The organism is Marinobacter segnicrescens, from assembly GCF_900111555.1.
GTDB classification, from domain to species: Bacteria; Pseudomonadota; Gammaproteobacteria; order Pseudomonadales; family Oleiphilaceae; genus Marinobacter; species Marinobacter segnicrescens.
On record NZ_FOHZ01000017.1, the window covers coordinates 18,749 to 44,416 of the forward strand.

The window sequence follows — 25,668 nt, forward strand, 5'->3', positions numbered from 1 at the left end:
CCGGAAACTGACAACCACCAGGATGGGTATGGGCAGCTGTTTTTCCCCTAAAGCCAGAATGAACATAACCAATCACGTGCGGGCCCCTCGCCTGCGCCTGCTTGCTTCACTTGTCATCCTGGTTGCCATGGCGGCACTTGCCCAACCGCTCAGCGCCGATGTGGTCTATCTTCAGGGATCAGCCAACCCAACGTTTAACCTCCGATTCACCGAACTCCTGGAAGCAGAGCTGGGGCCTGACACTGAGGTTCGGGCCTTCGCTTCCCTGCGCACCTTCGATGGCCCAGCCGGACCGGTCATCACCCTGGGCCAGGAGGCGTTGGCCCGGGTACTTGAAACCGGGACCCAGCGCCAGATCCTCGCCCTGCTGGTCAGCCCGGAGACGATCGCAGGGGCGGCCGAGAACGCCGGGGGCCGAATGTCCACGGTCTACTATGATCCACCGCTGCTACGACAGGCCCTGATTGGCCGGGTCATCCTGCCCCAGGCCAGCCGAATGGCCCTGCTGGCCCGCCCTGAACAGATCGGGGACTACGAATCGCTGACCGAAGAGCTTGCCGACTATGGCATTGAGGCCCGGGTTTTTGTGGTAACCGGAGACGAGGCCCTGATTCCGACCCTTTCGCGCGCGTTAAGTTACGGTGATTTCCTGCTGGCAACGCCGGACAATGTGATCTACAACCCCCGCACGATCAAGCACATACTGCTGACGACCTACCGGCGTAACCGGCTTGTCATCGGTCCCAGCCATGCTTTTGTGAAGGCCGGGGTGCTGGCTTCCTCCTATGTGCCCCTGCCTGACTACGCCGCAGAGGCAGCGCGTTTTATTCGGGAATGGCAACGTACCGGTGTGCTCCCTGAGCCGACTTACCCGGAGACCTTCAGCATCGAAATTAACCATCAGGTCGCCCGCTCACTGAATCTCCCGCTCCCGGACCGGGATGAAATCAGGGCTGAGGTCAGGCGCCTGCTCCACCAGTCTGACGGGGAGGCAACGCCATGAGGCATAGCAACCCCAAACGGAGCCTGGCAAATCAGCTGCTGCTGCTTGGCGCACTCCCTGCCGTACTGATGTTCGTGGGCCTGATGCTGTTTTTTACCAATGCCCGCCTGTCCGATGCCCGACAGGAACTGTTTGACTCAACCCAGACGCTGGCGGACAACCTGGCCCCGGCCATGGAATATGCGGTGGTATCCGGTAACCGAAAGGTGCTTGATGACATTCTCCAGCAAGCCAGCAATCAAACCGACCTGGCCTGGATAAGGGTTACCGATGTGGTCGGAAACCAGGTGGCGTTCGCCGGCAGTGACGGTATCAGCCAGTGGCCGGGTGAGAAGGTGCAGGACAAGAACATTCACCGGTTCACTTCAGACATCCTGCAGCTGCCCGTTGCCCTGGGCGGAGAAACCGACGACTGGTTCGAACCGGACTACCGGATCTCCGGTGGCGCCCTGAAGGTCGGAACGGTCGAGGTCGCCGTCAGTGAGCAACGGCTGACTGAGCGCCGTACCGATATCCTGCTAACGTCTGGTGTTGTGGGTGTTTCCCTGTTGGTGTTTGCCCTGATGCTGGTTAACCGACTGACCGCCACACTTCTGGATCCCATGCAGACGCTTGCCGAGCGGGTACTGGCAATGACCCGGAGGGATTACCGGGAAGCTGACCCGGTTGGTACCCGGGTAGCGGAAATCGCCCAGCTTGAGGACAACCTCAACCAGCTTGCCCGTAACCTCCGTCAGCTCCAGGAATCCCGGGACCAGACGCTGGCCCTGTCTGAAAGTGCACGCGAGAAGGCCGAACAGGCCAACCACGCCAAGACAGAATTCCTTGCGGTGATGAGTCATGAGCTGCGCACGCCCCTCAATGGCATGCTTGCCATGGTTGACCTGGTATCCGAAGAGCCTCTCACTGATCGTCAGGGAGATTACCTGGACACAGCCCGGCGCTCTACTGAAGACCTGCTGACGCTGATCAACGATATTCTGGATGTCTCCCGCCTTGACCAGGGCACCCTTTTGCTTGAAAACCGGCCTTTCAATCCTGTGGTACTCGCGGAGAACTGCATGGCCAGTTTCCGGCATGCCAGCGAAGCCAGGGGCCTGGCCCTGGAACTGCAGTTCACCGGAAACTGGCCGGATCAGCCAGAAGTCGCGGGGGATGCTGTCAGATACCGCCAGGTCCTGGCCAGTCTGCTGGATAATGCTATCAAGTTCTCGGACCATGGCACCGTCAAGGTGACACTGGACTGGCACCAGGAGGCCGGGGATTGCGTATTCATCACCTGCGAGGTCCGGGATAATGGTCACGGTATTCCGCCAGAACAGCTGGAGCAGGTGTTCAACAGTTTTGAGCGACTCGACTCGTCGCTGTCTCGCGGTTCAGAAGGCACCGGCATCGGACTCACACTGGTCCAGAAACTGGTGGAACTGATGGGCGGTCACATTGATCTTTCCAGTGATGCGGACCAGGGTTCGAGCTTCCGTTTCGAGGTGCCTTTCGAGTTGACCGACTCTAACCTTGCACCGGCGGGGGCGTCGGACTTGCCGCGTCCGGATAACCAACAGGACCTGTCACCCCAAGAACGAAAGCAGCCGCCCCGGGCGCTCATCGTGGAGGATAACCCGGTCAACCAGCGCGTGGCCCGCAACCTTCTCGATCGGCTCGGATTCGAGACCGAAGTGGTAGCCAACGGACGCGAAGCCATTCGCTCCGTTACGGGCAGCAATACCCCGTTCACCGTAATCCTGATGGATTGTCACATGCCGGTGATGGATGGTTTCACAGCCGCCCAGGCCATTCGCGACTGGGAGCACAGGGAGGTGCACCGCGAAACGCCTATCATCGCCCTGACTGCGGATGTACTCCCAGGGACCGAAAGAACCTGTCTTGAGGCGGGAATGAATGATTACCTGGCAAAGCCGGTACGCAAGCACCAGCTCAGGAATGTACTGAGTCGCTGGGTGCCCTTGTAGGGCACCCGAGATCATTCAGAAAGGCAAAGACAGCGGTCAGGCCACCGGCGTGCGCATGGTGACGAATTCTTCGGCCGAGGTGGGGTGAATGCCGATGGTACTGTCGAAATCTGCCTTGGTGGCGCCGCATTTGAGCGCGACCCCGATACCCTGGATAATCTCCCCGGCATCTGGCCCGACCATGTGAGCGCCCAATACCCGGTCGTCCTCTGCATCCACCACCAGCTTCATCATACTGCGTTCGTCCCGTCCACTGAGCGTATGCTTCATGGGGCGGAACTCGGAGCGATAGATAACGACCCTATGCCCTGCCTCCTTCGCCTCTGCCTCAGTCAGGCCTACCGTCCCGATATTTGGCTGACAGAACACTGCGGTCGGGATGTTTCGGTAGTCCATCTCCCCTTCGCCATCGCCAAACAGCCGGCGGGATAACACCATGGCCTGGGCCAGGGCGACGGGGGTGAGTTGCGGGGTACCAATGACGTCGCCGAGGGCGGTAATAGACGGGACTGCCGTCTGGAAAAACTCGTCCACCTGGACGTGGCCCGAAGTGGTGAACTCGACTCCCAAAGCTTCCAGGCCCAGCCCATCGGTCAGTGCCCGACGCCCGGTAGCTGCCATCACCAGGCCTGTCTCCATGATGCTGCCATCGGACAGAGAAACGGCAAAACCGTTGCCGGACTCTTCCACCGAGGTGATATTGGTATTGAAACGCAGGCGGATGCCCTTCTTTTCCAGTTCAGTAACCAGGAAGCGACGAACATCATCGTCAAAGCCACGGAGGAACAGCTCCCCGCGGTATATCAGGGTCGTGTCCACGCCGAGACCGGCGAGAATGCCGGCAAACTCCACTGCGATGTAACCCCCGCCCCAGATGACGGCCTCCCGGGGGAGCTGTGGCAGGTAGAACATTTCGTTGGATGACAGAATCAGGTCACGGCCCGGGACATCGGGCGTGGAAGGCCAGCTGCCCGTCGCAACGGTAATGCGATCGGTGGTCAATTCCCGTTCACCCACTACGACCGTATTGGGATCACGTATAGAGGCGGTACCCTGGATAACGGTTACGCCTGCACCATCGAGCAGCTGACCGTAAATGCCATTAAGGCGCTCGATCTCGGCATTCTTGTTGGCGACGAGGGTTGGCCAGTCGAAACGGACATCCGAGCGGGGAACCTGCCAGCCATAACCGGCAGCGTCCTCCAGGTCCTCCCCGACATAGGCACCGTACACGAACAACTTCTTGGGAACGCAACCCACATTGACGCAGGTACCTCCCAGGTAGCGAGACTCCACCACGGCCACCCGTGCGCCCCGCTGGGCGGACATGCGGGCAAGGCGAACGCCGCCGGAACCGGCGCCAATAACGATAAGATCATAATCCCGGGATTCTGACACGTGGACTCCTGTTCAACTTGAGTAAAAACAGACCGCTTGCCCACCCTTTGCCCCGGTCAGGGGTTCAGGACGCCTGGGAACCGGCCCTGGTCGATGAAACGTCCGCATCCCTGAACAGTACAAAATCCTCATAGTCCCCCAGACGGATAGTGCCCAGGCTCCGGAAGCCTTCGGACTCATAGAACGGCAGGTAGCGACTGTTACCGGTATCAAGTACCAGTCCGTTCGCTCGGGGGTTTTCTGAACACAGCGACTCTACCGCCGCCAGCAATCGACGACCAAAGCCGCGGTTCTGGTATTTTGGGTGAACACCCATCAGTGGCAACTGGTGAGTTCCCTCACCCGGCAGCATGCTGCGGATTTTCTCATGATAGTCAAGGTAGCGTCGGGTCGAGGCAAAGCCGGCTGTTAGCACCATTCGCAGACGCCAACTGAGTTGCTCGGCCAGGTTCAGGCGCAGTTCCGGATCACCGATAAACGCCACCGCCACCAGCGTGTCATCCGCCATGACACCGATTGCGTCCTGGTTGAGTTCGAAGTAGAGGTTGAGCAATTCACGGATGGTTGCACGAACCCGCTTATCATACCCGGGCTTACGATGATCGAACAGGTACTGGAAGGTGGGTTCGTGCCGGTACGCCTGGTAGAGAATCGACTTGGCCTCGTTAAAGGCGGTGTCATCCAGGCGGACGATGGAAGGTTCCCGGGCGATCTTGTTTTCGTTGTCTGCCGTTGCAATGCCTTCTGCCATCGAAAGGCTCCCCTTCTGTTAGCGTTATGCCGCCAATAGCGGCGCACTTTCCTTTACTTTCCCTTATAAAGCCTCAGATTGCCAGCGTCAGACGTACTGATACCACACCCGGGGTGTCACGCCGGTCCATGGCCGCCTGGTCAATCAGGATACCGTGGTTGGTGCTCAGGCCTTCCAGCCATTGCGCCACCTGGCCAAACGGTACGTCCTCAAGCCACACCCGCATGGCATTGTCACCACTGGGTTCAAAGCGTTGCAGGTCGAGCCCGGCCTCCCTCGCGGTGGAGGTAACCGTCGCCATCAATTGTCTTCCGTTCTCAGGCTTGTTGGCTGACGCGGTGGCCGCCGCGCTGCCACCGCCCAGTTGGCGGATCGCCTCACGGTTCTGCTGCATCCAGGCCAGCAACTCGCTGGCATTCTCGCGGCCGGTCACAGACTGTTCATGGTAGCTGGACACTGGGCGCCAGACTGCAAAGTAGACCAGCGCCAGAAGCAGCGCCACAACCATCAGCTTCAGAGCCTGCTGATCCCTTCGTGGCAGGTGATCGTAGCGGGCTACCAGGCGGGTGATGGACGGGTTTTCCTTGAGTTTGCTAACCACGGTCAACCTCCTGATACCGTCAGACGGGCACGGGTACCGTCAGAATCGTTGACCACGGAACCGATACTGGCATCGAGCCCCTGATCGTTGATGCCTGAACGCAGCGCGTTAAGCCGTTCATAGCTGTCCGCACGTATATCCACTACCAACTCACCCCGGGAACGGGTGTAGTTTACCGAGTTGAACAGAACCGACTGATTCCCGGGCAACTGGCTATACTGCTGCCCGGTATGCTTCATCAAGGGCAGGAAACCTGCGTCACCACCCTGCTGACCTGCAGTCCTGAGCTGACCTTCCAGGACTCGACGAACGTTCTGCGGGGTGGCGCGGCGATCGTTCGGGAATGCCTGGTGATAGATTGCCATGACCTGCTCCTCCAGGGCCCTGGCCTGCTGTTGATGATAGTACCCCATGCCCAGCTGGGCCCCGATGACCAGCAGGAACCAGGCGGCTGCGATGGCAATGGCGGGCCGCCAGGCCCTGAGCGCACCACCCTCACGCTGGCTTGGAGCATAACTACCCTGGCAAAGATTGATGGGTTCTGCCGCATGGTGGTAATGCGCGCTCGCGAGCAGCTCAACAATGGAGCCCTCCATCGGCTCCCGGTGCACGCTCAGCCTCGGGGTATCAACCAGCGCAGATAATGCCTGCTCGTTGGCAGCCATGGCGGCTTCGGTACCGTAAACCACCACCTGAACCTCGGCAGCCACTTCATCTTCCGTAGGCATGGCCAGGGTCTGGGCAAAAACCGACAGGTTCTCTGTCCTCATGGTCATCCATTCGCCGCGGCGAGAGGCCAGCAACGCCATGTCATCGCCCAGGCATATGGCCCAATCATGGCCCCTTAACGGAACCAGGGCTGCGTCGGGATAGATGGCCTCGAGGTCTGCAGCTTCCCACTCCAGGAAGGTCTCCCGCCAAAGGGCCATCCGCTTATGATCAATGGCGGCAACACGGTAGCCATCCTCAGTTGCTCCGCCAAGGGCGAGGTGGACCGTTTCGACGTCCTGGGCCAATTGTTCCTCGACAGCAAACGGTAAGGCCTGACGGATAAAACGGACTTGCTTTGCCGGAATATCAGCAAAGCAAAACAGGGCCTCATCGCCGGGAATGAGGCCAATCAGACGCACGCCTTCAAGGGAATTCCGGCTGAGTGCATCTTCGATATTGTCCCTGGTCTCACCCTGGCCACTGGCCTGCAGTTCACCGCTGGCGTCAAGCAGCACCCAGTCCATGCGAAACTGGCCATCTGCCGGGTCTGCGCTGGTGCTTACCGGCCTTGCGTAAAGGTGGTATGACATAGTCTGCGTCCTTGGTCTATTCCCCGGACACCCCGAAGGGCTCCTTGGTTATTCTGTGCTTCTGCCCGGTGTCGCGGCGAACCACCGATAAATCGCCTTCGCTGTCACGGTACACCGTGCTCACCAGGTTGGTTACCCGGTTATCCCAGGTAATACGGGAAACCACTTCGAAAAACTCTGACCGTACCTTCAGCCCCTGGGGCCGCAGTCCAAGTCCTGCGAACTCGGGCAACGCCGTAAAATCGCCAGTGGTCAGAAAGCGCTCCTCTTTCCGGCGCTCAACGACGGTGTTGGCCTGGGCATCGGTGATTTGCTGGTGGAGCGAGCGAATCACCGGTATTGAAGCCATGTTAACATTGATACCGGTTCCAGAAACCGGAAGCGCCGCAACGTGTGGACGCAGCAATTGGTAGGCTTCCTCGGTCATACCCTCGATCAGTCGCAATTCGGTCACGCTGGCAAAGGGTTGGTTGCCTGCCCGGTATGGAGGGTCTTTCATAAGATACTGACCATCTTCGGCACCATAGGCGGACACCGGCTCTTCATCGGGGTCTACCCAGTCCACCAGGGCATCGACGTGAACATCGGTAATCCCGAGTACCATCAGCAACCGCATCAATCGGTCCCTGGTTGCCTGGTCGATAGCGCCAGCGGGGTTCACCAGGTCATTGAGATTAATGCGGCCGGACAGGTCATCCACCTGGATCTCTGCAACACCACCATCATCCAGTGGCAGAACTGCCGCGTAGCGCCACCAGACTTCGTCCGGGCTATCCACCAGCTCGTTGTTCTCACGATCGGTTTTCAGGTCCTGGAACAGAACCTGTTTTGCAAAGTCCTCTGCTCCCAGCGCCACGTTGTAGCCCTGGGTCTGGGCCAGGAAGTGCCCTGCCCGAAAAACCCGCACCCCCTGTTGTTTGACCATGCCGGCAGCCATCATGACTACCAGGGCCATGGATAGCAGCACCATGATCAACGCCATACCTCGCTGGTAACGGTCGAAGCCGGATACTCCGCACCCCCCGCTGGCAGGGCGAAAAGTCATGTGCCGTCCCCCTGGGTCTGAGGTGCCTGATCCTGGTCACTGGCCTGACTACTGGTTTCGCCGGTTTCGCCAGTATCGTCGTCTTCCCCTTCCTCAGCTTCGTCCTCCCCCTGGTTCCCCTGGGAGATCGATGTCTGTACGGCCGTCACGTTGAAATCAGGCATCAGAAAGAGGCGTGTCAACTCTCCGTAACGCTCATGCTCCAAGGTCACTTCCACGGCCAGCGGCAAGCGAATGACCGGGGCGCCAGGCCCACTGGGGATTCCCTGGTTGGGCGGTGGCCAGTCTTCCTGCCAGGTGCGTTCTTCATCGAGGAAGCGCATGGAAAAAGCGGTCACCCCATCGAGCATGAGCTGGTCGTGGCTTTCTTCTTCCTGAGCCTGGTCCAGCATCACCCAGTACCGGCGCCGGACTTCATCGCCGGTAAACTCCCAGGCACTTCGCTGCAATTCGCTGCGCTGTTTACCCAGCGGGTTACGCCAGCCCTGCCGCGTTACCTGCAACAGAAAGGCTTCTCCTGCCGAGGTCAGCGCGGGTTCATAGTCGCCATAGATATTCCGGACAGGCCGGCTGGTCACCTGGCGCAAATCCCGCTCCAGCAGAAGAAACGTCTTCTGAAGGTTTTCGAATTCCGCCGATACTTCATCCACCCGGTCCCGGGCGGTCACCACACTGGATAGCACCTGCCAGATACCCAGGCCAATGACCGCAGTGATGGAGACAGCGATGAGCACTTCCATCAGGGTAAACCCGGACTGGCGAGCGCTGACACTCCAAGGGCGACCGCGGCCACAGGAAGCCAACGCAACGCTCACAGGCTCTGCTCCGGATCACGGAGAAAACCGGACAGGCTCTGTAACTGCGCAGGCTCGCCTGAACCACCATAGGCCTCGACGCGGACATCAATCCGACGCATGCTTTCTTCGTCCGTACCGGAAATCTCAGTCACCACCCGCCAGCGACGACCGGCATATTCAAGCTCTTTACTGCTCTCGGAAATGGAAGGAAATTCCTCCTGAAGCCGAACCTCGTTCATCCGGTTGCCGGCAATCCAGGACGCCATGGTCAGATCCCTCACCCGCTCGAAGCTGCCCAGGTACTGGCTACCCACCTGGGACGCTGCTGTTGCGATCAGGCCAAAGACCATCAGGGCCACAAGCACTTCGATAAGTGTAAACCCGTGTTGTCGCATCAGAAATCGTCCGTGTCCGATGGAGTGTGCATCTTGATGTCATCCAGTCCGTCGGCTTCCAGGCGAAAGCGGTAATCCGGAGAGGTAGTTGCCAGGAACTCCAGCTCAAACGGCGTGGTTTCAGCACTTGAATAAAACACAATATCGGGGCGCAGGCTGCCCTCTTCGTCTTCTTCGTCATTTCCCCGGGCGAGGCGCGGGATATCATCTTCGCTGAACAGGGTGACGCTCATCCACTCCGGAAAGTTGCGGCCCTGGAACAGTCGTTCACTCTCACTGCGCCACGTCTGTTCCAGTTCGTCATATACCAGGAAACGATAACCCTGTTCGTCAACCACCAGGCCCAGTTCCTCATTATTGAGGATGGCCTGCTCCGCGGCGGTCTGCATGAGGACATACAGTTCACGAACCTTACTGTTCAGTTCCCGCTGCTCGCCACCCCCAAGATTGACGATGGCCAGTGAAGCCAGCAGCCCCAGCAGTACCAGCACAACCAGGATTTCGATCATGGTGAAGCCGGCCTGACGGAGCCACCGGGGTGCGGGCATCGCCACAGGGTCAGTTGAGGTCGTGGATGCTGATATCAGCTTCGTCACCGTCACCGCCTTGCTGGCCGTCGGATCCGAACGAATAAAGGTCGTAGGCACCCTCTGCACCCGGACTCTGATACTCGTAACGATTTCCCCACGGGTCTTCCGGAACACTCTTCAGATAGCCTTCCGGGTTCCAGTTCCTGGGCTCAGGAGAGCCGGAGGGGCGGCTGACCAGTGCCTCCAGGCCCTGCTGGGTGCTGGGGTAATGGCTATTATCCAGCCGATACATGTCCAGGGCATTGGCAATATTGTTCATCTGGGTCTTTGCGATGGTGACCTTGGCCTGGTCACTGCGGCCCATGATATTGGGGGCGACCACCGCCACCAGCAGGCCAAGAATGACCATGACCACCATGATTTCGATGAGGGTAAACCCTCGCTGGTTGCGTTGTTTCATCGTTGTACTCTCTTCCATTTGTGGTTTCAGATTGCTTTGCAGTGAACTTCCAGGTCTGGACGGATCGTCTTGCTTGTCTGGTTCTGGCAGGTGAACGGTTTTTTGGTTCACCCCACCAGGTTACTCATATTCAGGATCGGCAACATGATAGCCAGTACGATAATAAGCACCACGACGCCCATGACCAGCAGCATCATGGGTTCGAACAGGCCGACCATGGCGGCGATCTTCGACTGCAGGGTGTTTTCCTGCATTCGGGCAGTGCGCTCCAGCATGCTGTCCAGCTCACCACTGGCCTCACCGGAGGCAATCATATGCAGCATCATGGGCGGGAAATAACCGGTCTGCTCAAGGGCCTTGTTAAGGCTGCCACCTTCCGAGACGGTCTGGGCCGCATCCCGCAGCCTTGCCCGAAGATGGTCGTTACCCAATACCTCACCGGCAATGCGCATAGCTTCCACCAACGGCACACCGCTGGTTGTGAGGATACTGAGTGTGCTGGCATAGCGGGCGGTATTAACGCCGCGAACCATGCCCTTGAGAAGCGGGATGTCCAGCAGCGCCTTGTGGAAACGACGACGGTTACCCTCTGCTCGCAATGAAAAGCTGAAGGCGATGCCCCCGAGGACCAGCACCAGCAAGAGCCAGATGCCATAACTGGAGAGAAAGTCGGAGGCCGACAGCATGGCCCGGGTCAGTGCGGGTAATTCCTGCCCCTGTTTGACAAAGACCTCGATAATGTCCGGCACGACATACGTCAGCAGGAAGACCACAATGGCAATGGCAACGACAGTCAGGATAATCGGATAGATGGCAGCCAGCTGGATTTTCTGCCGTGCCTCCTGGCGCGCCTCGGTATAGTCAGCCAGCCGGTTGAGTACCAGGTCAAGGTGGCCCGCGTGTTCGCCTGCTGCAACCGTGGACCGGTAAAGGCGGGGGAATGCCCTGGGGTATTCACCCAGGCTGTCGGCCAGGGTATAGCCCTCCATGACCTTGGCCCGGATGGCGATCAGCATGCTCTTCATGGCAGGTTTTTCGGACTGCTGGGCGGCTGCCGACAAGGCCTGCTCAATCGGGATGCCCGACTGGATCAAGGTGGATAGTTGGCGGGTAACGAGGGCCAGGTCGGAAGCACTCAGGCTGCCCCGCCGACTGAAAGACGCACCCTTGCTCTGCCTCTCGGTAGCCGGCTCCACCGCCAGGGGGGCCATTCCCTTGTCGCGAAGTTGCTGGCGAACGGCCCTGGCGCTGTCAGCTTCGATAACCCCACTGGTCTGCTTGCCGCGCCGGTCAAGCGCCTTGTAGTCGAAAGCAGGCATCAGCGGCTCCGGTGGGTCACACGGAGGACCTCTTCCACCGTGGTAACGCCGTCGAGGATCTTGTTCACGCCATCGGCATGGATACTCGGCCCGGCCTCCCTCGCCACTTTTTCGAGATCAAGCTCACCAGCGCGTTTATGGATCATTGAGCTCATGGCGTCGGTAATCTCAACCACTTCATAGATACCAATACGCCCGCGGTAACCAAGGTTATTGCAGTGCTCACAACCCCTTGCCTTATAGATGGTGGGCGGCCTGGAAGGATCTGCCTGGATAAACTCGCACTGTTCAGCCGAAGGCTCATAGGGTTCGCGGCATTCCTGGCAAAGCACACGGACCAGTCGCTGGGCGACCAGCCCGACCAGGCTGGAGGAAATCAGGAAAGGCTCAATACCCATGTCCATCAACCGGGTAATGGCTCCCACCGCTGTATTGGTATGCAGTGTGGAAAGCACCAGGTGACCTGTGAGACTCGCCTGTATGGCAATCTCGGCCGTTTCCAGGTCCCGGATCTCACCGATCATGACCACATCCGGATCCTGGCGCAGGATGGCCCTGAGTCCCCGGGCGAATGTCATGTCCACCTTGGTGTTTACCTGGGTCTGCCCGATACCCGGCAGGTTGTATTCGATGGGGTCTTCAACGGTCAGGATGTTGCGACTGCGATCGTTGATTTCCTGCAGGCCGGCATAGAGGGTCGTGGACTTACCGGAACCAGTCGGTCCAGTGACCAGCAGAATGCCATACGGCCGCTTGACCATCTTTCGCAGCAGGTCCAGGTCACGCCCTTTCATGCCCAGGGATTCCAGCCGGATATTACCAGCCTGCTTGTCCAGCAGACGGAGTACCACGCGCTCGCCACTGGCCGAGGGCATGGTGGATACCCGGATGTCTACCTCACGGCCCGCCACCCGCAGTGCAATACGACCATCCTGGGGAACGCGCTTCTCGGCGATATCCAGCTTCGCCATAACCTTGATCCGCGAGACCAGCAGCGGCGCAAGGGCGCGTTTCGGTTGAACGACCTCCCGCAAGACACCATCCACCCGGAAGCGAACCACCAGACGCTTTTCATAGGTTTCAATATGCACGTCCGAAGCTCCGGTTTTCACGGCTTCGGTGAGAATGGCGTTAATCAGGCGAATAATGGGTGCATCGTCTTCCTGTTCAAGCAGGTCCTCTGTCTCTGGAACCGACTCTGCCAGTGACGCCAGGTCCATATCGTCACCAATGCCCTCCACCATCTGCATGGCTTCGGCAGAATCGTTCTGGTACGCATTGTTCAGTGCTTCATCAAAGTCGCCAGGTTCGATAGGTTCGAACGTGGCGCGGCCTCCGCTGATACGGTTGGCTTCAGCCAGGGCGCTGTGTGGTGCACCGGGACGGACCAGTATCACAGGTTCACCCGACACGTTGCGGGTCAGAATCACCCCGTTGCGCTTGGCGAACGTGAAAGGAAGGCGTCCCAGCGGAGCATCCTGCGGCTGGATGTGCGTTTCAGTAGTCAAGGCTGTCCCCGTGTCTTGTTCAGAACTGACGTCAGAGGCTTTTTATCTGTCTCCCTGACAACCGTTCCGCTTATTATTCCCTGTAGGTGTGAAGGCTACCACAGGTTTTGGCGCCCTCTGAATAACTCAATACACTATAATCGGCAACAGGATGTTACATTGTGATGAGCGTTCAGGACCTCGAAAGTTGTCACCGGAAGCCTCTGCCCTACCGGGAATGCATGACGGGCAAACGGCACCATGCCGGAGGTTTTAAGGAAGAAACATCGCACGACCAGTGTCCGGGCAGCGTCTGGCGCCAGACTGGTCAGGGTTCTCAAGCCCTTGCGATACGGCCAAGCATGTTGAAAAAAGGATAGCCATGTCTGCTCTAACTGCCAGACTTCCCATGATCACTGCATTGTTGTTCGCCGTTGCCATGGTGGCCAGCCTGGCCTGGCAGGGCTACCGGTTCTGGGAACAGGAACAAACACTGCACGACCAGGCAACCACTACCCAGCCTGTGCGGCCCAGCCCCCAGCAGCGGCAGCAACCTCAGGTGGCGCTCGATAGTATCGATCTGTTCGGACGCGCCGACCCCGAGGCCCTCGCTGCCGGGCAGGACACGGAAAACCTGCCGGAGACCAACCTGCGGCTCTTCCTGCGGGGAGTGCTGGCCGGCACCGAAGAGCAGCCTGGCAGCGCCCTCGTCGAGGATGACAGAGGCCGCACTGAGGTCTATATCATTGGTGATGAGCTCCCGGGGAATGCAAGGCTTCGTTCCGTGCATGCAAATCGGATCATTATTGAGCGCAGCGGCAAGCTGGAGAACCTGTACTTTCCCGAGATGGACGACTCCCGGGGTATGGAGCTGGCGGCCATTGATAACCGGGGCCAGCCCAATGACCAGGCCGATGCTGGCGGCGCGAACACGGCTAGCGGCCAGTCCCGGGCCATGGCAACACCCCAGGCCACCGACGAACGTCGCCAACAGATCCGCCAGCGGCTCGAGGAGCTTCGTCAACGGCTCAAGGACCAATAACGATGAGGTAACTCCATGGCATACACGCGGCAGGCGGCCAGAAGCAGTTCCCTGCTCCTGGTCATCGTGTTTGCCGCTATTGCCACTGCTTTCGAGCTGGGCTCAGGCCTGCTGCAATACATCCAGGAAGAGTATGGCCTGGAAGCCAGGGCCAGGCTGGAAAACTGGGAACGCCTGCACAGCCTGGCTGAACCAGCCCCGATCCGGCGCCAGATACAGCTGGTCAACTCCTTCTTCAACCGAACCCCCTTTGTCAGCGACCTGCAACACTGGGACCAGGAGGACTACTGGGCCACCCCGGTGGAAATGCTGGCAACCAACGGTGCCGACTGCGAAGACTTCTCCATCGCCAAATACCTCACCCTGCGCTCCCTCGGAGTGCCGGACGACCAGCTTCGTATCGTCTACGTCAAAGCCCTGGAACTCAACCAGGCCCACATGGTCGTCGCCTGGTACCCCACCCCCGACGCCGATCCGCTTATCCTTGATAACCTTGTTAACCAGATTCGTCCGGCTTCGGAACGTGACGACCTGGAGCCGGTATACAGCTTCAACGGCGAAGGCCTTTGGCGCATACGCGGCAACCGAAGCAAGCGTTCTGGCGACGCCGAACAATTACGCCACTGGCGATCGCTGCAGGAACGCCTCATCGACGTCCTCAAATAACCCCTTCACTCCAGTGATGTACCTCTTGCGCAGGAACCGGAGTTGATTTACGTTAACGTAAACTGCATAAGAACAAGACTATGGCTTCACCAAGGCAATACACCATCAGCGACCTGGCGCGGGAATTCGACATTACCACCCGGACCATCCGCTATTACGAAGAATCCGGCATGCTCAGCCCCACCCGAGACGGCCAGACCCGGCTCTACAACGACGCTGACCGGGTCAAACTCAAGCTCATCCTCCGGGGGAAGCGCCTGGGCTTCAGCCTTTCAGAATCCCGGGAACTCATCGAAATGTACGACCCGGACTCTGATAACCGTCATCAAATCAATGCGTTGTTGAGCAAAATTCAGAAACGACGTGAACAGCTAGAGGCCCAGCTCCACGATATCCGCCTGATGCAGGAAGAACTGGACGAGGCCGAAACCAAGTGCCGGGAGGCACTTGGTGAAACCTGAATAATCCACAAACTCCCAACTGACCAGAGGCACAATAACAATGAGCCAATACACCACCCTCAACTTCAATCATGGCGAGACCCTGGACACGCTTCGTGACCAGGTGCAGCGCTTCGCACAGAACGAAATCGCCCCGGTCGCCGACAAGACCGACAAGGACAACCAGTTTCCCAACGACCTCTGGCCCAAGCTGGGTAACATGGGCCTGCTGGGTATGACTGTCAGCGAAGAGTACGGCGGCAGTGACATGGGTTACCTGGCCCATGTTATCGCGATGGAAGAAATCAGCCGGGCCAGCGCCAGTATCGGTCTCAGCTACGGGGCCCACTCCAATCTCTGCGTTAACCAGATCCACCGCAACGGAACCGAAGCCCAGAAGCAGAAATACCTGCCCAAACTGGTCAGTGGCGAACATATTGGTGCGCTGGCCATGAGTGAACCCAACGCCGGTTCCGACGTTGTCAGCATGAAACTGAGAGCAGACAAAAAAGGCGACCGTTACATCCTCAACGGCAGCAAGATGTGGATCACCAACGGCCCGGATGCCGACACCTACGTCATCTATGCCAAGACCGACCCCCAGGGCGGCCCCAGGGGTATTACGGCCTTCCTGGTGGAGCGCGACTGGAAAGGCTTCTCCCGCGGCCCCAAGCTGGACAAGCTGGGTATGCGCGGATCCAACACCTGCGAACTGATCTTTGAAGACGTGGAAGTGCCGGAGGAGAACATCCTCGGCAACGAAAACGCAGGGGTGAAAGTTCTGATGTCCGGCCTGGACTACGAACGCGTGGTGCTTTCCGGCGGCCCCACCGGCATCATGCAGGCCTGCCTTGATGTGGTCGTGCCCTACGTCCATGAGCGCAAACAGTTTGATCAGCCCATCGGCGAGTTCCAGCTCATCCAGGGCAAGCTGGCAGACATGTACACCGAACTGGCAGCCAGCCGCGCCTACCTGTATGCCGTGGCGCAGGCCTGTGACCGGGGCGAAACGACTCGCAAGGACGCCGCCGGCGCCATCCTGTATACCTCCGAGCGTGCCACCAAAATGGCCCTCGAAGCCATCCAGATTCTTGGCGGCAACGGCTACATCAACGACTACCCTACCGGTCGCCTGTTGAGAGACGCGAAACTCTACGAGATTGGCGCCGGCACCCAGGAAGTCCGCCGTATGCTGATCGGCCGCGAACTGTTCAAGGAATCCAACTGAGGTTGCCATGGCCATTATCCACAGCACCATCAATGCCCAATCGGATGAATTCCGGCAAAGAAAGGAAGCCATGGAGGCACTGGTCGACGACCTGGCCCGGCGCCTGGAACGGGTGGCCCAGGGTGGCGGCAAGGAAGTCCAGGAACGCCACCGAAGCCGCAACAAACTGTTACCCCGCGAGCGGGTCAACCGCCTGCTCGATCCGGGTTCGCCTTTCCTCGAAATCGCCCCGCTTGCTGCGGACGGCGTCTATGATGACGACGTTCCCGCTGCCGGTATTATTGCCGGTATCGGCCGGGTTCAGGGTGTGGAGTGCCTGATCGTCGCCAACGATTCCACGGTAAAGGGCGGTACCTATTACCCCCTGACGGTAAAAAAACATATCCGCGCCCTCACCGTCGCCGAGGAGAACCACCTGCCCTGTATCTACCTTGTTGATTCCGGCGGCGCAAACCTGCCACAGCAAGACGAGGTCTTTCCGGATGCCGAGCATTTCGGCCACATTTTCTATCGCCAGGCCAACATGTCCGCCAAGGGCATCCCCCAGATTGCGGTGGTGCTGGGGCTGTGCACGGCCGGCGGTGCCTATGTGCCGGCGATGGCTGATGAAAGCATCATGGTGAAGGGGCAAAGCTCGATCTTCCTTGCCGGACCGCCGCTGGTGAAAGCCGCTACTGGTGAGAACGTATCCGCCGAAGAACTGGGTGGTGCTGACGTACATTGCAATATTTCAGGGGTAGCGGACCACCTGGCCCATACCGAGGAAGAGGCCCTGGAACGCGCCCGTCGCTGTATCGCCAACCTCAACCACAAAAAGCAGAACCAGCTGACCACGAAGCCGGCCGAAGACCCACTCTACGACCCCGGCGAACTCCATGGAGTGGTGCCTGCTGACCTTCGCACACCCTACGATGTTCGCGAGGTCATCGCGCGCCTGGTAGATGGCTCGGAATTCGACGAATTCAAGGCCGGTTATGGCACCACCCTGGTATGTGGCTTTGCCCACCTGTATGGCCATCCGGTGGGTATCGTGGCGAACAATGGCATCCTCTTTTCGGAGTCCGCCCTCAAGGGAGCGCACTTCATAGAACTCTGCAGTCAAAGGGGTATCCCCCTGATATTCCTGCAGAACATTACCGGCTTTATGGTCGGTAAACAGGCTGAGCACGGCGGCATCGCCAAGAATGGCGCCAAGATGGTTACCGCGGTCGCCTGCGCCCGGGTCCCAAAATTCACCGTAATCATTGGTGGCAGTTTTGGTGCCGGTAACTACGGTATGTGTGGCCGGGCCTACAACCCCCGCTTCCTGTGGATGTGGCCCAACGCCCGTATTGCCGTTATGGGCGGTGAGCAAGCGGCTGGCGTACTGGCAGACGTAAAGCGTGCAGGGCTGGAGCGCAAGGGTAAGAGCTGGAGTGATGACGAAGAGCAGGCGTTCAAGCAGCCGATCATCGATCAGTTTGAACACCAGTCTAACCCCTACTTTGCCTCGGCCCGCTTGTGGGACGACGGGGTGATTGACCCTGCCGACACCCGCGATGTGCTGGGCCTGGCCCTGACCGCCTCCCTCAACGCCCCGGCCGAAGACACACGCTTCGGTGTCTTCCGGATGTAAGGAGATCAGCCATGAACCAATCTGCCGTTATCAGTACCACTGACAGCCGTGGTGTTACCCGCATTACCCTTAACCGGCCGGACAAGCGCAACGCCTTTGACGACCGCATCATTACGGAACTTACCAGCGCCATCCTGGCAGCCGGGACCAACCCTGACTGCCGCGTTGTGGTGCTTGCCGGGGAAGGCAAGCATTTCTCCGCCGGCGCCGACCTCAACTATATGAAACGCACCGCAGAACTCAGCCAGCGGGAGAACGTGGAAGACGCGCAACGCCTGGCGGGACTGATGCAGGCACTGGACCGGCTTGACCGGCCCACTCTCTGCCTGGTGCAGGGAGCTGCCTATGGTGGCGCCCTGGGCCTGATCTGCGCCGCTGATATTGCCATCGGGACCGAGAACAGCCAGTTCTGTCTCAGCGAAGCAAGGCTCGGCATCACGCCTGCTGCCATCGGACCCTATGTGGTCCGTACCCTGGGTCAGCGGCACGCCCGCCGCTATTTCCAGACCGCTGAGGTGATTCGGAGCGAGCGGGCCCACGAGTTGGGGCTAATCCACGAGTGCGTCCCGGAGGATCAACTTGCCAGCAAGGCCGAAGAACTCATCACGGCCCTGCTCCGAAATGGCCCGGTAGCGATGGCCGCCGGCAAGGAACTGGTATCTGCTGTCTCTGGCGGAGCCGTTTCCGATGAGATTATCCAGTACACCGCTGAAGTGATTGCCCGGTTGCGCACCGGGGATGAAGGGCAGGAAGGCCTGGCAGCCTTTTTTGAAAAACGGACTCCAGATTGGGCGGTAACCTCATGAGCAACGCTATCACTTCCATACTGGTCGCCAACCGGGGTGAAATTGCCCTGAGGATCTTCAAAACCGCAGAAGCCATGGGCCTCAGCACCGTCGCCGTGTACTCAGACGCCGACGCAAATGCCCCCTTTGCGCTCGAAGCAGATACTGCCCTGAACATCGGGCCGGCGGAAGCGGCAAAAAGCTACCTGGACATTGAAAAAATAATCACGGCAGCCCGCACCAGTGGGGCCGACGCCATTCACCCGGGTTACGGTTTCCTCTCCGAGAACACCGAGCTGGCCGCCGCCTGTGAAAAGGCCAGCCTGCGTTTTATCGGCCCCCCTGCCAGCGCCATTGCCGCCATGGGCTCCAAGAGTGCGGCCAAGGTCCTGATGGAGGGTGCCGGTGTACCCCTCGTTCCCGGTTACCACGGTGATTCACAGGACCCGGATGTCTTTCGGCGGGAAGCCGAACGCATCGGCTACCCGCTACTGATCAAGGCCAGCGCCGGTGGCGGCGGCAAGGGTATGCGTGTGGTCCGGCATGCCTCCGAACTGCAATCGGAGATCGAGGCCGCCCAAAGGGAAGCACAGTCTTCATTCGGTGACCCCAAACTGCTGCTTGAACGCTACCTGGAAACGCCCCGCCACGTTGAGGTCCAGGTGCTGTTCGACCAACACGGCAAGGGTGTCTACCTGTTCGACCGGGACTGCTCGGTTCAGCGCCGCCACCAGAAAATCATCGAAGAGGCGCCGGCACCCGGCATCCCGGATGACGTGCGCAAGGCGATGGGTGAGGCCGCCGTACGCTGTGGTGAAGCCATCGACTACGTTGGCGCAGGCACAGTGGAATTCCTTTACGAACCGGAAAGCCACGAATTCTTCTTCATGGAAATGAACACCCGCCTGCAGGTGGAACACCCGGTCACCGAGATGGTCACGGGGCTTGACCTGGTCGAATGGCAGATCCGCGTTGCCAACGGCGAGCGTCTGCCCTGGCGTCAGGAGGACCTGCGCTGTCAGGGGCACGCCATGGAAGCCAGGGTCTACGCGGAAGATCCGGACAACGGCTTTCTTCCCCAGACGGGGCGCCTGCATACGCTTCAGGAGCCGGCAGCAAACGACACCGTTCGCGTCGATTCCGGTGTCCGGCAGGGATTGGAAATCACCCCCTGGTACGACCCCATGCTTGCCAAGGTGATCACGTTCGGCGAAGACCGGGACGAGGCCAGGATCAACCTGATCGAAGCCCTTAATCGCTATCACACCGATGGCGTGGTACTGAATACGGATTACGTGAGCCGGGTATTGCGGCATGAAGACTTTGCCGCAGCGAGGCTAACCACCCGTTTCGTGGAGATCCATGAGGAAGCGCTTGCCAAACCCCTGTTTTCGCCCTGGGCACGCAAGCGCCTCAGCCTGGTGGCCTGGCTCAGCGATGTGGGCGCCCTTTCCCACCGGGATAGCCGGGATGTCTGGGGGCGGCTGAGTGGATTCCGCACGGGGGACAGCCATTGGCAGCCCTTTGAACTGGACCTGGATGGCGATCGTCACCACGGCCACTACCAGGTTCTGCGGGTGGGAAACGTCTATGGACGCCTTACCGTATTGATGGACGATGAAGAGACCCGCATCCGCTGGGGCCGAATGGAAGACGGTGCCCTTGAGGTACGCCTGTCCGGGCGTCGGATCCGTCTTGATGGCGCTTCGAGGGGTGACGAGCTTGCGGTATTTGCCGATGCTGCGACCTGGAAGGTCAGGGTCAATCATCCGGAAGTGGCCCAGGGAGCTGCGGCCGATGAAACCGAGCTCACGGCCCCCATGCACGGCCGGGTGACCGCGATACTCTGCAAGCCTGGCGAATCGGTCAAGGCCGGCCAGGCTCTGCTGACCATGGAGGCCATGAAAATGGAGCACACCCTGAAAGCCGGCTTTGATGGCACTGTCGAGGCGGTTCACTGTCAAACAGACAGTAACGTGGAAGCAGCCCAGGTACTCATTACCCTGGAAAAGCCGGAGGACTGACCATGGCGGACAATACCGTAACCCTGGTGGAAGTGGGACTGCGGGACGGGCTCCAGAACGAGAAAACACCGGTCTCCCCCGGGCAGCGGGCGGAATGGTTCAATGCCCTGGTGGCCGCTGGTCACCGCCGCATTGAGGCCGGCAGCTTTGTCTCGCCCAAATGGGTGCCGCAGATGGCCGGCACCGACGAGGTGATGTCCCTTATCCGCAAACCCGCCCAGGTTACCGCAGAGGTGCTGGTGCCTAACCAGAAGGGGCTTGAGGCGGCGTTGCAGACTTCCGCCGAGGTCATGGCCGTGTTTACCGCGGCCTCCGAGAGCTTCAACCGCAAGAATATCAACTGCTCCATCGAGGAAAGCATTGAGCGGTTCCGGCCCGTGGTAGAAGGCGCCAGGGCGGCCGGCCGGAGGGTCCGGGGCTATGTCTCCTGTGTGGTGGGCTGCCCCTACGAGGGTCGTATCCAGCCCTCACAGGTCGCCCACGTCACCCAGCGACTGCTGGACCTTGGCGTGGATGAGATCTCCCTGGGCGACACCATTGGTGTCGCCCGCCCGCGGGAAATTCACGCCCTGCTGGACGCCATCATTCCGGATACCGGCACCGACATCCTCGCCCTGCACTGCCATGACACCTACGGCCAGGCCATCGCCAATATCACCGCCGGGCTGGAGCGTGGCATCCGCATATTCGACTCTGCCGTTGCCGGACTGGGCGGCTGCCCCTATGCCAGGGGGGCCACCGGCAACGTGGCCACCGAAGATGTGCTGTACCTCCTGGAAGGCGAAGGATTCGAGACAGGTGTCAACCTGCAACACGTCGCGGAGCTTGGCGCGTCTATCTGTAACGTCCTTGCCAGGGATAATCCCTCCCGTACCGGAAAGGCATTGACGGCCTGAGAGAACGTCGCAGTTTTCCGGGGGTAATACCTGGCATTTCCCTGTGCCCAGCAAACCCTCGGAAACCCTTGTTGCCCGAATATTAATTTTTATTAGGTTCCTGCCACTGGTTACGTTCAGTCTGTTTTCTTTACTAGGCTTGGTAACGGGAAGTACACGTCGATTGAGGTCTTTTGTACCAACGTAAATGGCGTTACGACATAACCTGTGAACATCCCTTGCCCTTCCAAGGAGAAAGACATGAGGAACCCGACCAGATCCACCGTACCGGCCCTTCTAGTTTCGGCGACCCTGATTTCTTCGTCCCTTGCCTATGCCAATGACTCCATTGATGTCGACATCTACCAGGCCACCACAGAGGGACGTGGTGATGCCCTGGGAGCCGTCACCCTTGAGGAGAATGAGCACGGCGTACTGATAACGACCGCGCTGAACGGACTGGGGCCCGGACCCCACGGCTTCCACCTGCACGAGAACCCGGATTGCGGCCCTGCCACCAAGGACGGCGAGACCACGCCTGCCGGCGCCGCCGGCGGGCACTACGATCCCGACAACACCGGTTCCCATAAAGGCCCTTTCAGTACTGAAGGGCATCTTGGTGACCTGCCCCGCATTCACGTTGGCCAGGAAGGCAAGTCGGAGCAGACCTATCTCGTTCCAAGATTACGGATGGATGATTTCCGGGGTCGCGCTCTGGTGATCCATCAGGGTGGCGATAACTATGCTGATGAGCCCCAGCCCCTCGGGGGTGGTGGAGCCCGTGTTGCGTGCGGCGTGGTTCCGGGCCAGTAGTGGTCGTTACTGCCCCTTGGGGGAGCACGGAGCTGGATAAAGCCCGCTCTTACAAGGATGTCCAAGAGCAGTGACTGCCCCATCTTGTCTACAGGCCGCTGTCCCTGCTGAGGTATCCGGAGGGGCTTAGGGGGCGTCTGGCAAGGTTTTGGCTTCGCCCCTTTCGGGAAGGACAATTCAGCCCATGATCCGGGCTGCCCACTCCGGCACCTCCTTTACAAAGATTTCCCAGGTACCGTCCTTCCAGGAGGCGATTCTGACGTAGGGTTTGGCGGTACTGGAGTTATCCACCAGATGAAGTTCATCCGCCAACCCAACGGAATCGCGGATATTGGCAAAGGTTCTTGGTACGCGGCTGTTCACCTTGGACTCCGGGACATTGTGGCCGCCGGCCTGGACCCGTGACGCGACCCTGGCGTTGTGCAGCCCGGTGTCCCCGAGGTGGAAATAGAAGATGTGAATGCGGAAACCCGCTGCCTTGGCGGTGGCGATAAAGTCCAGCTTGGACGGATGCGAATACACCGTCTCGAAGCAGAAAGTCTGCCCTTCCTCAACCAGCCGGAACCGTTCCTTCTCTGCGATCAGCGCAGCTTCGTAGCTATGGGCCTCCGGTTCAGCCGGCCACAGGGTGCGGGCGATATTATCCGCATTGATGAGAGGGATGTTTTTTGGCTTTAAAAAGCGATCGTAGAATTACCAGCACCATTACCTCCAGCCAGCAGCCACAGTTCAGGCTGCATGGTCCTGTCCGCTCAGTGGCTCGAAACGGCCATTGCGGAACTGCCCGGTAATTCTCTGGCCATCCGGGTAAATCGCTTCAAGGTAACCGGGGCGTCGCTCGGAAGCCTGGTAGACAATACGACCACTGGCAATGTGGCGGGACAACGAGCCTGACTCACGGTCAGCCTCAACTTCCGCCCAGATATCGTCACCTGTTACCGGGTCAGGCAATACCGGTTCCACTCGTATTCTGCGTATGCCCTGACTGATGGCAATCAGGTCTTCAGCGCTTACCTCGCCGGCAACCGCACGGCCAATCTCGGCCCAGAACTCAATCTGTTTCGGCGTGGAGCGCCGCTGAACCTGGGCCTCGGCGGCAGCATGGCGTACCAGGGTGTCTTCTAGCCGGACGGGAGTCGTCATGGAACCTCCTGACGTTTTGGATCACGTGAATCAGATTACCACAGCTGTTGCGTTTTGCAACAGGCGGTCAAAGGGCTTCGCGGTGCCGCCGTGTGCGCTATCACTGCCTTTTTATTATTCAGCGCTCTATACTGCCCCCACAACCATTCCTGGGAACACCCGGGGGGTCCTTGCTGGTCCCGGAAACCAGCATGCCTCTCCGGACCAGGCCAGAACGAGCACAAATACCACCAAAAGGTTCTATGAAGGTTCCAAAGCGATTACAACCACTGGTAGATGACGGTCTGGTAGATGAGGTTCTCTACCAGTTGATGAGTGGCAAGGAGGCACAGGTCTACGTGGTGCGTTGTGCCAACCAGCTCCGCTGCGCCAAGGTCTTCAAGGAGGCACAGAAACGCAGCTTCAAACAGGCGGTCGAGTACCAGGAAGGTCGCAAGGTACGTAACAGCCGGCGCGCCCGGGCCATGAGCCGGAAAACGAAGTATGGCCAGAAGGAACAGGAAGACGCCTGGCTGAACGCCGAAGTTGACGCCCTTTACCGCCTGGCTGCAGCCGGCGTACGGGTGCCGGAACCCTTCGGCTTTGTGGACGGTGTCCTGCTGATGGAACTGGTGGCCGACAGCAACGGCGAGGCTGCCCCCCGACTTGATGACGTCACCCTTACCCCGGAGCAGGCCCGCGACTATCACGGCAAGGTCATCGCTGATGTTGTCCGCATGCTCTGCGCAGGACTGGTTCATGGCGACCTGTCGGAATTCAACGTGCTGGTTGACCCAGAAGGCCCGGTCATTATCGACCTGCCCCAGGCCGTGAACGCTGCTGGTAATAACAATGCCGAACGCATGTTCCAGCGGGACGTGGACAACATGCGCCGTTACTTTGGCCGCTTTGCCCCGGATCTGCTGGAGACTGACTATGCTGGTGAGATCTGGGCGCTGTACGAATCGGGCAGGCTACACCCCGACAGCAAACTGACCGGTCACTTCGTTCGCGACGAGGGTATTGCCGATGTCAATGAAGTCATGGAAGTCATTGCTGCTGCCACGGAGGAAGAACGGGAGCGCCTCGAACGGCAACAGGATGCGGAAGAGGATTAATACCGTCTTGTTGTCAGCTCACCAGGCCAGCCAGATCACATGGCGGGCGCCCTTGCCGGGCCGGAGCGCACGCACAGTAACCGGCTCCACGGATAGCCCGGCCCGTTTGAGACGCTCTGTGAAAGCGGGGTCCTGGCCGGCAGACCAGTAGGCCAGGATTCCCTCCGGGGTCAGCGCTGCCTGTGCGGCAGCAATGCCCGGGGTGGTATAGAGCCAGTCGTTCTCCTTCCGGGTCAGGCCTTCCGGACCGTTGTCGATATCCAGCAAGATGGCGTCCCAGGCCCCCGGCGACGTCCGGATCAGCTCAACCACATCACCGATATGTACCCGGGCCCTCGGATCGTTCAGCGGGTACCCTGCCGCGCTGCCTAAAGGCCCGCGATTCCAGGTTTCCACTTCCGGCACCAGTTCAGCTACGGTAACCTCAGCTTCCGACCCCAACGCGCCGAGCGCTGCGGCCAGGGTAAACCCCATCCCCAGCCCTCCGATGAGAACCTTCGGTGCAGGGTTATCAACCAGGCGTTCACACGCCAGGGTGGCCAGTGCATCTTCCGACCCATGCAGACGACTGTTCATCAACTCACCCGGACTACCCGCAATCCTGATGGAAAACTCATCATTTCGCTGCAGCAAACGCAGCTGTGTCCCCTTGCCGGGAATAATGGCGGTGCCAAGCTGCTCAAAACGGGCCATGGGTTACCTCGGTCAAAGTCAGTGGGGAATAAATAGGAGGGCAGATTACACGTCTTCCCGCGATAAAACCTCATCCTGTGTCGCCGGATGGCTTATAGAATGGAATGGGAAGATCCGGCGGCACTTTATTAAGCGCTGATTTACTGACAAGATCAGTAGGATTTCAGGCAGCCAGAAAACACCAGCAAGG

26 protein-coding genes are annotated in these 25,668 nt (G+C 59.4%); 12 read left to right on the top strand and 14 right to left on the bottom strand.

What is annotated here, in order from left to right; genetic code table 11:
* The first annotated feature begins 58 nt into the window (after positions 1 to 58).
* Complete coding sequence (locus BM036_RS14555) at positions 59 to 1,003, top strand: hypothetical protein (RefSeq protein WP_091853659.1); 945 nt, start codon at positions 59 to 61, stop codon at positions 1,001 to 1,003.
* A complete protein-coding gene (locus BM036_RS14560; protein WP_091853661.1) occupies positions 1,000 to 2,973 on the top strand; it encodes a hybrid sensor histidine kinase/response regulator in 1,974 nt (657 codons plus the stop codon). Before BM036_RS14555 ends, BM036_RS14560 begins: the two co-directional genes overlap by 4 nt.
* 36 nt (positions 2,974 to 3,009) lie before the next feature.
* Here the strand turns inward: BM036_RS14560 and gorA are convergent, their stop codons facing one another.
* The 11 genes from gorA to gspE all read right to left on the bottom strand — a co-directional run bounded on the left by gorA (position 3,010) and on the right by gspE (position 13,078).
* On the bottom strand, positions 3,010 to 4,371 hold the full coding sequence (gorA, locus tag BM036_RS14565) for a glutathione-disulfide reductase (protein WP_091853663.1): 1,362 nt from the start codon (positions 4,369 to 4,371) through the stop codon (positions 3,010 to 3,012).
* A gap of 64 nt (positions 4,372 to 4,435) precedes the next feature.
* Positions 4,436 to 5,122 (bottom strand): GNAT family N-acetyltransferase, encoded by a 687-nt coding sequence (locus tag BM036_RS14570; RefSeq protein WP_091853666.1) that lies wholly within the window; start codon positions 5,120 to 5,122, stop codon positions 4,436 to 4,438.
* Positions 5,123 to 5,195: 73 nt separating this feature from the next.
* The gene (gene gspM / locus BM036_RS14575; protein WP_091853668.1) at positions 5,196 to 5,723 is read right to left on the bottom strand and encodes a type II secretion system protein GspM; all 528 of its coding nucleotides are present in this window, start codon (positions 5,721 to 5,723) and stop codon (positions 5,196 to 5,198) included.
* Positions 5,724 to 5,725: 2 nt separating this feature from the next.
* Entirely contained in the window at positions 5,726 to 7,024 is a 1,299-nt protein-coding gene (gspL, locus tag BM036_RS14580) for a type II secretion system protein GspL (protein ID WP_091853670.1), read from the bottom strand.
* A gap of 16 nt (positions 7,025 to 7,040) precedes the next feature.
* Entirely contained in the window at positions 7,041 to 8,069 is a 1,029-nt protein-coding gene (gspK, locus tag BM036_RS14585; RefSeq protein ID WP_177186070.1) for a type II secretion system minor pseudopilin GspK, read from the bottom strand.
* Entirely contained in the window at positions 8,066 to 8,884 is an 819-nt protein-coding gene (gspJ, locus tag BM036_RS14590; protein WP_245742656.1) for a type II secretion system minor pseudopilin GspJ, read from the bottom strand. The genes gspK and gspJ overlap by 4 nt, the downstream gene beginning before the upstream one ends.
* Positions 8,881 to 9,261, bottom strand: a complete 381-nt coding sequence (gene gspI / locus BM036_RS14595; RefSeq protein WP_245742657.1) for a type II secretion system minor pseudopilin GspI — start codon at positions 9,259 to 9,261, stop codon at positions 8,881 to 8,883. Before gspI ends, gspJ begins: the two co-directional genes overlap by 4 nt.
* The gene (gene gspH / locus BM036_RS14600) at positions 9,261 to 9,857 is read right to left on the bottom strand and encodes a type II secretion system minor pseudopilin GspH (protein ID WP_245742659.1); all 597 of its coding nucleotides are present in this window, start codon (positions 9,855 to 9,857) and stop codon (positions 9,261 to 9,263) included. Before gspH ends, gspI begins: the two co-directional genes overlap by 1 nt.
* A complete protein-coding gene (gene gspG, locus BM036_RS14605; protein ID WP_281247030.1) occupies positions 9,820 to 10,251 on the bottom strand; it encodes a type II secretion system major pseudopilin GspG in 432 nt (143 codons plus the stop codon). The genes gspH and gspG overlap by 38 nt, the downstream gene beginning before the upstream one ends.
* A gap of 107 nt (positions 10,252 to 10,358) precedes the next feature.
* Positions 10,359 to 11,570: a type II secretion system inner membrane protein GspF gene (gspF, locus tag BM036_RS14610; protein WP_091853680.1), complete on the bottom strand. Its 1,212-nt coding sequence runs from the start codon at positions 11,568 to 11,570 to the stop codon at positions 10,359 to 10,361.
* Positions 11,570 to 13,078, bottom strand: coding sequence for a type II secretion system ATPase GspE (gene gspE / locus BM036_RS14615; protein WP_091853683.1), 1,509 nt, complete (start codon positions 13,076 to 13,078; stop codon positions 11,570 to 11,572). Before gspE ends, gspF begins: the two co-directional genes overlap by 1 nt.
* 361 nt (positions 13,079 to 13,439) lie before the next feature.
* Between gspE and BM036_RS14620 the strand changes: the two genes are divergently transcribed.
* The 9 genes from BM036_RS14620 to sodC all read left to right on the top strand — a co-directional run bounded on the left by BM036_RS14620 (position 13,440) and on the right by sodC (position 22,545).
* Positions 13,440 to 14,099 (top strand): type II secretion system protein N, encoded by a 660-nt coding sequence (locus BM036_RS14620; RefSeq protein ID WP_091853685.1) that lies wholly within the window; start codon positions 13,440 to 13,442, stop codon positions 14,097 to 14,099.
* Positions 14,100 to 14,114: 15 nt separating this feature from the next.
* On the top strand, positions 14,115 to 14,765 hold the full coding sequence (locus BM036_RS14625; protein WP_091853687.1) for a transglutaminase-like cysteine peptidase: 651 nt from the start codon (positions 14,115 to 14,117) through the stop codon (positions 14,763 to 14,765).
* An 80-nt stretch (positions 14,766 to 14,845) separates the two neighbouring features.
* The gene (locus tag BM036_RS14630; RefSeq protein ID WP_091853689.1) at positions 14,846 to 15,226 is read left to right on the top strand and encodes a MerR family transcriptional regulator; all 381 of its coding nucleotides are present in this window, start codon (positions 14,846 to 14,848) and stop codon (positions 15,224 to 15,226) included.
* A 40-nt stretch (positions 15,227 to 15,266) separates the two neighbouring features.
* Positions 15,267 to 16,433 (top strand): isovaleryl-CoA dehydrogenase, encoded by a 1,167-nt coding sequence (locus BM036_RS14635; protein WP_091853691.1) that lies wholly within the window; start codon positions 15,267 to 15,269, stop codon positions 16,431 to 16,433.
* 7 nt (positions 16,434 to 16,440) lie between these two features.
* On the top strand, positions 16,441 to 18,048 hold the full coding sequence (locus tag BM036_RS14640; RefSeq protein ID WP_091853693.1) for a carboxyl transferase domain-containing protein: 1,608 nt from the start codon (positions 16,441 to 16,443) through the stop codon (positions 18,046 to 18,048).
* 11 nt (positions 18,049 to 18,059) lie between these two features.
* A complete protein-coding gene (locus BM036_RS14645; RefSeq protein WP_091853695.1) occupies positions 18,060 to 18,854 on the top strand; it encodes an enoyl-CoA hydratase-related protein in 795 nt (264 codons plus the stop codon).
* The gene (locus BM036_RS14650; protein WP_091853697.1) at positions 18,851 to 20,857 is read left to right on the top strand and encodes an acetyl/propionyl/methylcrotonyl-CoA carboxylase subunit alpha; all 2,007 of its coding nucleotides are present in this window, start codon (positions 18,851 to 18,853) and stop codon (positions 20,855 to 20,857) included. The genes BM036_RS14645 and BM036_RS14650 overlap by 4 nt, the downstream gene beginning before the upstream one ends.
* Positions 20,858 to 20,859: 2 nt before the next feature.
* The gene (locus tag BM036_RS14655) at positions 20,860 to 21,753 is read left to right on the top strand and encodes a hydroxymethylglutaryl-CoA lyase (protein ID WP_091853699.1); all 894 of its coding nucleotides are present in this window, start codon (positions 20,860 to 20,862) and stop codon (positions 21,751 to 21,753) included.
* A 240-nt stretch (positions 21,754 to 21,993) separates the two neighbouring features.
* A complete protein-coding gene (gene sodC, locus BM036_RS14660; protein WP_091853701.1) occupies positions 21,994 to 22,545 on the top strand; it encodes a superoxide dismutase family protein in 552 nt (183 codons plus the stop codon).
* A 177-nt stretch (positions 22,546 to 22,722) separates the two neighbouring features.
* Here the strand turns inward: sodC and BM036_RS20345 are convergent, their stop codons facing one another.
* Positions 22,723 to 23,067 carry a hypothetical protein gene (locus BM036_RS20345; RefSeq protein WP_245742661.1) on the bottom strand — a complete coding sequence of 115 codons (345 nt, stop codon included), beginning with the start codon at positions 23,065 to 23,067 and terminating at the stop codon, positions 22,723 to 22,725.
* 207 nt (positions 23,068 to 23,274) lie between these two features.
* Positions 23,275 to 23,688 (bottom strand): TA system antitoxin ParD family protein, encoded by a 414-nt coding sequence (locus BM036_RS14670; protein ID WP_091853703.1) that lies wholly within the window; start codon positions 23,686 to 23,688, stop codon positions 23,275 to 23,277.
* 242 nt (positions 23,689 to 23,930) lie between these two features.
* Here BM036_RS14670 and BM036_RS14675 point away from each other — a divergent pair, with 242 nt between their 5' ends.
* Positions 23,931 to 24,785 (top strand): PA4780 family RIO1-like protein kinase, encoded by an 855-nt coding sequence (locus tag BM036_RS14675; protein ID WP_091853705.1) that lies wholly within the window; start codon positions 23,931 to 23,933, stop codon positions 24,783 to 24,785.
* A gap of 18 nt (positions 24,786 to 24,803) precedes the next feature.
* Here BM036_RS14675 and BM036_RS14680 read toward each other — a convergent pair whose 3' ends face one another.
* The gene (locus BM036_RS14680; RefSeq protein WP_091853708.1) at positions 24,804 to 25,478 is read right to left on the bottom strand and encodes a spermidine synthase; all 675 of its coding nucleotides are present in this window, start codon (positions 25,476 to 25,478) and stop codon (positions 24,804 to 24,806) included.
* Positions 25,479 to 25,668: the final 190 nt, after the last annotated feature.

Bases quoted from the DNA above. Each gene is read 5' to 3' on its own strand.
- BM036_RS14630 (WP_091853689.1), top strand. From the start codon at position 14,846: ATGGCTTCACCAAGGCAATACACCATCAGCGACCTGGCGCGGGAATTC.
- sodC (WP_091853701.1), top strand. From the start codon at position 21,994: ATGAGGAACCCGACCAGATCCACCGTACCGGCCCTTCTAGTTTCGGCG.
- BM036_RS14650 (WP_091853697.1), top strand. From the start codon at position 18,851: ATGAGCAACGCTATCACTTCCATACTGGTCGCCAACCGGGGTGAAATT.
- BM036_RS14635 (WP_091853691.1), top strand. From the start codon at position 15,267: ATGAGCCAATACACCACCCTCAACTTCAATCATGGCGAGACCCTGGAC.
- gspF (WP_091853680.1), bottom strand. From the start codon at position 11,570: ATGCCTGCTTTCGACTACAAGGCGCTTGACCGGCGCGGCAAGCAGACC.
- BM036_RS14555 (WP_091853659.1), top strand. From the start codon at position 59: ATGAACATAACCAATCACGTGCGGGCCCCTCGCCTGCGCCTGCTTGCT.
- BM036_RS14670 (WP_091853703.1), bottom strand. From the start codon at position 23,688: ATGACGACTCCCGTCCGGCTAGAAGACACCCTGGTACGCCATGCTGCC.
- gspL (WP_091853670.1), bottom strand. From the start codon at position 7,024: ATGTCATACCACCTTTACGCAAGGCCGGTAAGCACCAGCGCAGACCCG.
- BM036_RS14625 (WP_091853687.1), top strand. From the start codon at position 14,115: ATGGCATACACGCGGCAGGCGGCCAGAAGCAGTTCCCTGCTCCTGGTC.
- BM036_RS14645 (WP_091853695.1), top strand. From the start codon at position 18,060: ATGAACCAATCTGCCGTTATCAGTACCACTGACAGCCGTGGTGTTACC.
- BM036_RS14655 (WP_091853699.1), top strand. From the start codon at position 20,860: ATGGCGGACAATACCGTAACCCTGGTGGAAGTGGGACTGCGGGACGGG.
- BM036_RS14640 (WP_091853693.1), top strand. From the start codon at position 16,441: ATGGCCATTATCCACAGCACCATCAATGCCCAATCGGATGAATTCCGG.
- BM036_RS14680 (WP_091853708.1), bottom strand. From the start codon at position 25,478: ATGGCCCGTTTTGAGCAGCTTGGCACCGCCATTATTCCCGGCAAGGGG.
- gspG (WP_281247030.1), bottom strand. From the start codon at position 10,251: ATGAAACAACGCAACCAGCGAGGGTTTACCCTCATCGAAATCATGGTG.
- BM036_RS14675 (WP_091853705.1), top strand. From the start codon at position 23,931: ATGAAGGTTCCAAAGCGATTACAACCACTGGTAGATGACGGTCTGGTA.
- BM036_RS14560 (WP_091853661.1), top strand. From the start codon at position 1,000: ATGAGGCATAGCAACCCCAAACGGAGCCTGGCAAATCAGCTGCTGCTG.
- gspI (WP_245742657.1), bottom strand. From the start codon at position 9,261: ATGCGACAACACGGGTTTACACTTATCGAAGTGCTTGTGGCCCTGATG.
- gspK (WP_177186070.1), bottom strand. From the start codon at position 8,069: ATGACTTTTCGCCCTGCCAGCGGGGGGTGCGGAGTATCCGGCTTCGAC.
- BM036_RS14620 (WP_091853685.1), top strand. From the start codon at position 13,440: ATGTCTGCTCTAACTGCCAGACTTCCCATGATCACTGCATTGTTGTTC.
- BM036_RS14570 (WP_091853666.1), bottom strand. From the start codon at position 5,122: ATGGCAGAAGGCATTGCAACGGCAGACAACGAAAACAAGATCGCCCGG.